Annotated in this window: 4 protein-coding genes and 1 pseudogene; 2 read left to right on the top strand and 3 right to left on the bottom strand. The window is 59.1% G+C overall.

The annotated features are described in order from the left end of the window. Positions 1 to 522: 522 nt before the first annotated feature. Positions 523 to 966: pseudogene (locus Q0743_RS17595) on the top strand (helix-turn-helix domain-containing protein); the annotation flags it as partial. 43 nt (positions 967 to 1,009) lie between these two features. Here the strand turns inward: Q0743_RS17595 and plsY are convergent. Then, a complete protein-coding gene (plsY, locus tag Q0743_RS17590; protein ID WP_298242780.1) occupies positions 1,010 to 1,666 on the bottom strand; it encodes a glycerol-3-phosphate 1-O-acyltransferase PlsY in 657 nt (218 codons plus the stop codon). 46 nt (positions 1,667 to 1,712) lie between these two features. After that, entirely contained in the window at positions 1,713 to 2,348 is a 636-nt protein-coding gene (locus Q0743_RS17585; RefSeq protein ID WP_298242779.1) for a recombinase family protein, read from the bottom strand. A gap of 129 nt (positions 2,349 to 2,477) precedes the next feature. Here Q0743_RS17585 and Q0743_RS17580 point away from each other — a divergent pair, with 129 nt between their 5' ends. Then, positions 2,478 to 5,450: a Tn3 family transposase gene (locus Q0743_RS17580; RefSeq protein WP_298242778.1), complete on the top strand. Its 2,973-nt coding sequence runs from the start codon at positions 2,478 to 2,480 to the stop codon at positions 5,448 to 5,450. Between the two features lie 33 nt (positions 5,451 to 5,483). Here Q0743_RS17580 and Q0743_RS17575 read toward each other — a convergent pair. Then, the coding region (locus Q0743_RS17575; protein ID WP_298242777.1) for a BID domain-containing protein at positions 5,484 to 6,064 on the bottom strand (581 nt) is incomplete at its 5' end.

Raw genomic sequence — 6,064 nt, 5'->3', positions numbered from 1 at the left:
TAGTCGGCAAGCATGACAGCGCCTTGACAGCTGAGGTCATGCGCCAAGCCTTCATGCCCTATTATCTGAATAGTCACCTCGTTGAACTGGAGGGGTGTGGACACTATCCGCTCTTTGAATCGCCCGTTGCGCTCGCGACAATGATCCATGAACATTTGAAGGACTAGCGAGGTCAATTCCTCAATCTGGCTGAGCTCCTTGCGCCAACGGAAAAGTTAGCTGATATGGATACCGGCCGCACGGGCAATCTTGGAAAGCACCGCCCCGGCTCCAGGCGGGCTGTAACGAGCCGCTCCCAATCCTCGCGAGACCAGCGCATATGTGTGATCAATGCGATCGGCGACTTCGTCATAGGACTACTCCTAGATGGGGTATTCGGCTTGCGCTGCATCTGGGATGGATGAAGTGAGACGTTGCGGCTCGAGCTGGTGATAAATCTGGTCTGAAAACAGCCACTAGTCACCCGGAACTAAAGTAAGCTTCATTTTGTTGGATTCTGTCACCACGGCAGGAGTTTGATCAATGGCTGGCAGGCAAGCGGACGTCGTCGTTCTGGGCAATGATGCTAGAACTTTCCTTGAATCTCAGGTGCGCCGGCATAAAGCGCCACGGTCCTTGTCGGATCGATGCCGGATGATCTTGCTGTGCGCGCAGGGTCTGCAAAGCAAGGACGTTGCCGAGCGTCTCGGGGTCCACGAGCATACGGTTGGCAAGTGGCGCCGCCGGTTCGTAAAGGATGGCATCGAAGGGTTGACGGACGAATACCGGGCCGGTCGGCCACGAACTGTCTCAGATGCCCAGGTTGCGGAGGTCGTCGAGCGCACGTTGAACACCACGCCCAAGGATGCCACGCACTGGTCCATCCGTTCGATGGCAGCTGACAGCGGGCTTTCGCATACCACCATCCGCCGGATCTGGACCGCATTTGGCCTGCAGCCGCATCGTGCCGAGACATTCAAGCTATCTTGGCCCCTGAACATTAAAGGGGCACAGATATACGGTAGGCGCTTTACGGCTTTGCACCCAAGCGCGGCTCTGTCCCAGACAATAGGCGGTGAATGTTGGCGCGATGGCGAGCTATTACATAAATCGCCCCTGCGATTACCAGCCAGCGGTAGGGTAGCGGTTGCGGGAGAACGAAGATAAGGGCGATTGCGGCCAGTGCCGCGAGCATTGAACTAAGGGAAACGATTCTAAAAATGGCGATTCCGGCGACGAACACTATAGCCGCGCCTATGCCAACTTGCCACGACAGTGCCAATAAGACGCCCAGCCCGGTGGCGGCAGATTTTCCGCCGGCAAAACTCAGCCAGATTGGACGGGCGTGACCCAGCAACACAGCGAGACCAGCTACACAAACGACCCAAGGCTGCCAGGCTTGGAGTTCTAGCGCTGATGGAGACGTGCTCGAGACTAGCGTGATCCACCAAGGGCAGATCCAGCGAACGAAGGCAACCGCTCCAGCCCCTTTCAAAATATCTACCAAAAGGACCACAGCCGCAGGCAATTTGCCCAACGTCCGCAACACGTTCGTTGCTCCCGTGGATTTTGAACCGTGCTCTCGGATATCGATACCCTTGAGTTTGCCCGCCAGATAGCCGGTTGGGATGGAACCCAGGAGATAGGCGATCATCAGCCCAGCCACATTTGCTATCCAGAAAGCCATAAGTGTCCCTTCAGTGTTTGATTTCGGAGGATTAGCATTTCATCGTCTACGTCATTGGCCGCTTTCGGCGATCGAGCAATTTCACACCATCGGCTCGCAACTCTCCCTTCGGATCGACGAACCGGTAGAGCGTCTGTCGGGTGATACCAAGTTCGGCGCAGAGATCGGCCACCTTCGTCTCCGGCTTTCCCATCGCGGCTTGAGCGAGGCGCAGTTTCGCCGGCGTCATCTTGAACGGTGCTCCGCCGTTCCGGCCGCGCGCGCGGGCGGCTGCCAGACCGGCTTTGGTGCGCTCGACGATCAGCGCCCGCTCGAATTCCGCAAGCGCGGCGAAGATACCGAACACCAGCCGACCATTCGCGGTTGACGTGTCGATCGACGCGCCCTCGCCGGCGAGTACCTTCAGACCGATGTGTCGTTGGGTCAGTTCATCGACCAGATTAACGAGGTGGCGGAGATCGCGGCCGAGCCGGTCGAGCTTCCACACGACAAGCGTGTCGCCACGGCGCAGGGCCTTTAGGCAAGCGGCGAGACCGGGGCGGTCCTCTTTCTTTCCTGACGCGGCGTCTTCGTAAATATTCCCACTCTCGACACCAGCCTGCGCCAGTGCATCACGCTGGAGGTCATGCACCTGGCTGCCATCGGCTTTCGACACCCGCGCGTATCCGATCAAGGCTGTCATTTATACGTCCGTCTGCGTGACAATTTTGATTTGGCCGCGCCAAAGCCCGTAGATTGTCACATAACCCGTCTTGCAAAGTAAGCTCCGCGAACGGTTATCTCCAGTCTTTTTGTGACTTATGGAGCGCCGATGCCTCGCCGCATGATATTGACGGATGCCGAACGGCAGAATTTCCTCGCCTTGCCAACCGACGACGACACCCTGATCCGCCATTGGAGCCTCAACGATGAAGACCATCATCTTCTCGAAACGCGCCGGCGAGACGATACCCGCCTTGGCCTGGCGCTTCAGCTTTGTGCGCTCCGTTATCCCGGCCGCCTCATCCAGCGCGGAGAGGTCATTCCGGAAAGCACGCTCAGCTTTCTGGCCGAGCAGCTCCACATTGAGCCGGAGGCGCTTGCTGCCTTTGCACAGAGAGCACCGACCCGCTACGAGCAACTGGCTGTCCTTCGCCAACACTATAGGTTCAGCGAACTGAGCCACCCGGCGCGCGCCGACCTTCTGGCCTTTGCGCGGGGTGTGGCGATCGCCTCGACCAAGGACAAATTCGTCGTCGCCGCTCTTGCCGATGAGATGCGCCGGCGGCGTATCGTCATTCCCGGCATCACCGTGATTGAACGGATGGCCGGGCAGGCTTGCACCGAGGCTGAGGAAGCTCTGTTTGCCGATGTTGCCGCAAGGCTGTCGCCGGACATCATCGTCAGGATGGAGGCGTTGCTGGGTATCGGGCCTCGAGTCCGACAAAGTGGAATTTCCTGGTTACGCGAACCACCTGGGAAAGCCGGAGAAGCAGCCATGCGGGGTTTGATCGATCGGCTTGAGGCCGTGCGCCATGTCGGTCTTTCCAGCGATGTGCTTCAGGCCGTCCCGACCCATCGTGTCAGCCGCATGGCCCAGGAAGGTCGCCGCCTCACTGCTCAGAATTTCGAGCAAATGCGGTCAGGACGCCGATATGCCACCCTGGCAGCCTTCCTTCTGGAGATGGAAATCGCCCTCACGGATGCCGCGATCGCCATGTTCGAGGTGCTGATCGGCAAGGCGTTTCGTCAGGCCGAGGCCGAACGCGACAAGCAAGTTTTGGAAAATGCGTCGTCGGCAACATCGGCGCTGGATTTCTTCGTGGGCTTCGGTGAGGCGATCGCCGCCAAACGGGAAACCGGGCTTTCCCTCGATGAGGCCGTCAATGCGGTCGCCAGTTGGGAACAACTGATACGGGCGACTGCGGCAGCAAAAGCAGCGTCGCGGACCCGCAAGGACGACGATCTGATCGCCTACCTTCCAGCCCAATTCGTACGCATCCGGCGTTTTGCTGTCCCGTTCATAAGCGCATTCATCTTCGAGGGTAATCGGCAAAGCCGCGATTTCATCAGCGTGGTGATGCAAATGAAGGATGCCGGAAAAAGCCGTCGTCGCTCTTCGGAGCCAGCTTGGGTGCAAGGCGCGCTCGATCTGGTTGACAAACGCTGGAGTAGGGAAATCCGAGTACCAGATGGCTTGGTCGATCACAGAATGCTCGAACTCTTCATGATCGTCGAGCTGAAGAACCGGATCGCTGCCAACGAGATCTGGATCAAAGGCTCTCGCACCTACCGTGCCCTCGACGAGGGTATGATCTCCCACCAGACCTACGCCATCATCAAGGCTGAAGCTCGCATTCCCGTTGCGATCCCGGTCGATGTCGAGATCTATCTCGCCCAAAAGGCCGAAACGCTCGACCAGAAACTTCGTGAGGCTGCAAGCCGCCTGGAGACCGGCAGAGGCGACACGCGTCTCGGCGCAAAAGGCTTGCGGGTGCCAGCGGTCAAAACCGTCGAGACCGAAGCCGCGCTCGCCTTCGCACGGAGAGTGGCGAGTAGCATGCCACCGATCAGGCTGACGGATCTTGTCGCTGACGTGGATCGGATGACCGGCTTCAGCTCCCTCTTCGAGCACCTTCAAACAGGGCGGACGCCGGGCCAAATGCGTATTTTCTATGCTGCACTCATCGCCGAGGCCACCAATCTCGGCTTCTCCAAGATGGCGCTGGCCTGCCCCGGCATCACACGCCGCCAGCTACAGCAAATGGCGATCTGGCACTTTAGAGAGGAAACTTTCACGCTGGCGCTCGCCCGGTTAGTCGAGGCTCAGCACGCCGCACCATTCGCCAGCGTCTTCGGTTCCCACACCATATCGTCTTCCGATGGACAGCATATTCATCTCGGCGATGGTGGTGAAGTCGCAGGCGGCGTCAACGGACGCTACGGCACCAATCCGATTATCAAGCTCTACACGGCGATCTCCGGACGGTATGCCCCCTTCCATACCAAAATCATCGCTGCTACGGCAAGCGAGGCCGTCCACGTTCTCGACGCGCTTCTCGAAACGGACGCGGGCCTCGACATCCTCCGCCATCATGTCGATGGCGGAGGTGTCAGCGATCTCGTCTTCGCCTTCTGCCATGCGCTCGGCTTTGCGTTCGTCCCGCGCATTCCTGATCTCGACGGCCGATGCCTCTATGGCTTCGGTCCCGGCAAACAGTATGGAATGCTCCAAAATGTCATGGGCGACCGCATCGACGCCAACCTGATCCGGGCACATTGGGACGACATTCTGCGCCTGATGACCTCGCTGCGCACGCGCACCGTCAGCGTCTCGCTCATGCTCAAAAGGCTGTCCGCCACCACAAGGCAGAGCGGTCTCTCCCAGGCACTACGCCAGATGGGTCGGATCGAGCGAACACTGTTCACGCTGGACTGGATCAACGACGAGGATCTGAGAAAGACAACAACGGCAGAGCTGAACAAGGGCGAGAGCCGAAACAGCCTCGTACGCGCCGTCAATCTCCATCGCCTCGGCCGCTTCCGCGATCGCAGCCAGGAAAATCTCTCGATCCGGGCATCTGCCCTCAACCTGGTCGTCACCGCCATTATTCACTGGAACACGATCTATACGGGCCGTGTGGTCGATGCCCTGCATGCCGGCCGGCAGCATGTCCCTGATCATTTGCTATCCAGCCTGTCGCCGCTCACGTGGGAGCACGTGAACCTCACTGGCGATTACATATGGGAGGAAAATCCAACGCTTGATGATTCCGGCTTCCGACCCCTGCCGTTCTCGGTCTGATCCGCCTACCGTATATCTGTGCCCCTTTAATGTTCAGGGGTCGAAGTGTTCAGGGTTCGATCCGATCGTCGCCAGCGTGGATTTCGCGACAGTCTCGTCTTGCAGCATCGCGTCGACATTGATTGCCTTGAACGCGCTATGCGGCTGCGCATAGACGAGGTGGAAACGGGTCGAAACCTCCTCCCACTGCTTCTTCAAGCCGGGATCGGCTGCGACCTTGTCCTCGACCGCCTGATCGATCGACTTAGCGAAGGTGGTGATGCCGGAAACCATGGGTTTTGCCTTCCTGACAGTGTCCTGGAGTGGAGATTTCACCGAGCCGACGATCAGCCCGAGCTTGCCGGCAACCGCGGCAAGACGCGCACCAAGATCGATGAGCTTTTGCTTTTGCGCGACCGTCCATTCCAGCCGATCGCGAAGGAGCGCGCGAGCCACGTTGACGAGATTGAGGCCGCGCGCCTCGGCGAAGCGAAGGGCTTGCCGGTAAAAGCTGCCTTTCTCGTAGTCGAGCGTCGTTTCCTTGGCGTTACTGCGCGAGAGGACAGGGATCAGGCCGCCGGCCTTGGCGAAGGAGCGGCGACCGTAATAGACGCTGAGATCCTCGCGATGGCGGG

The sequence above is a fragment of the uncultured Bradyrhizobium sp. genome, assembly GCF_936943645.1.
GTDB lineage: Bacteria > Pseudomonadota > Alphaproteobacteria > Rhizobiales > Xanthobacteraceae > Bradyrhizobium.
This window is presented reverse-complemented; position numbering and strand designations above follow the sequence as displayed.

What these genes read in the sequence shown, in the direction of transcription:
- Q0743_RS17585 (WP_298242779.1), bottom strand. Translation starts at nt 2,348, where the DNA reads ATGACAGCCTTGATCGGATACGCGCGGGTGTCGAAAGCCGATGGCAGC.
- Q0743_RS17580 (WP_298242778.1), top strand. Translation starts at nt 2,478, where the DNA reads ATGCCTCGCCGCATGATATTGACGGATGCCGAACGGCAGAATTTCCTC.
- plsY (WP_298242780.1), bottom strand. Translation starts at nt 1,666, where the DNA reads ATGGCTTTCTGGATAGCAAATGTGGCTGGGCTGATGATCGCCTATCTC.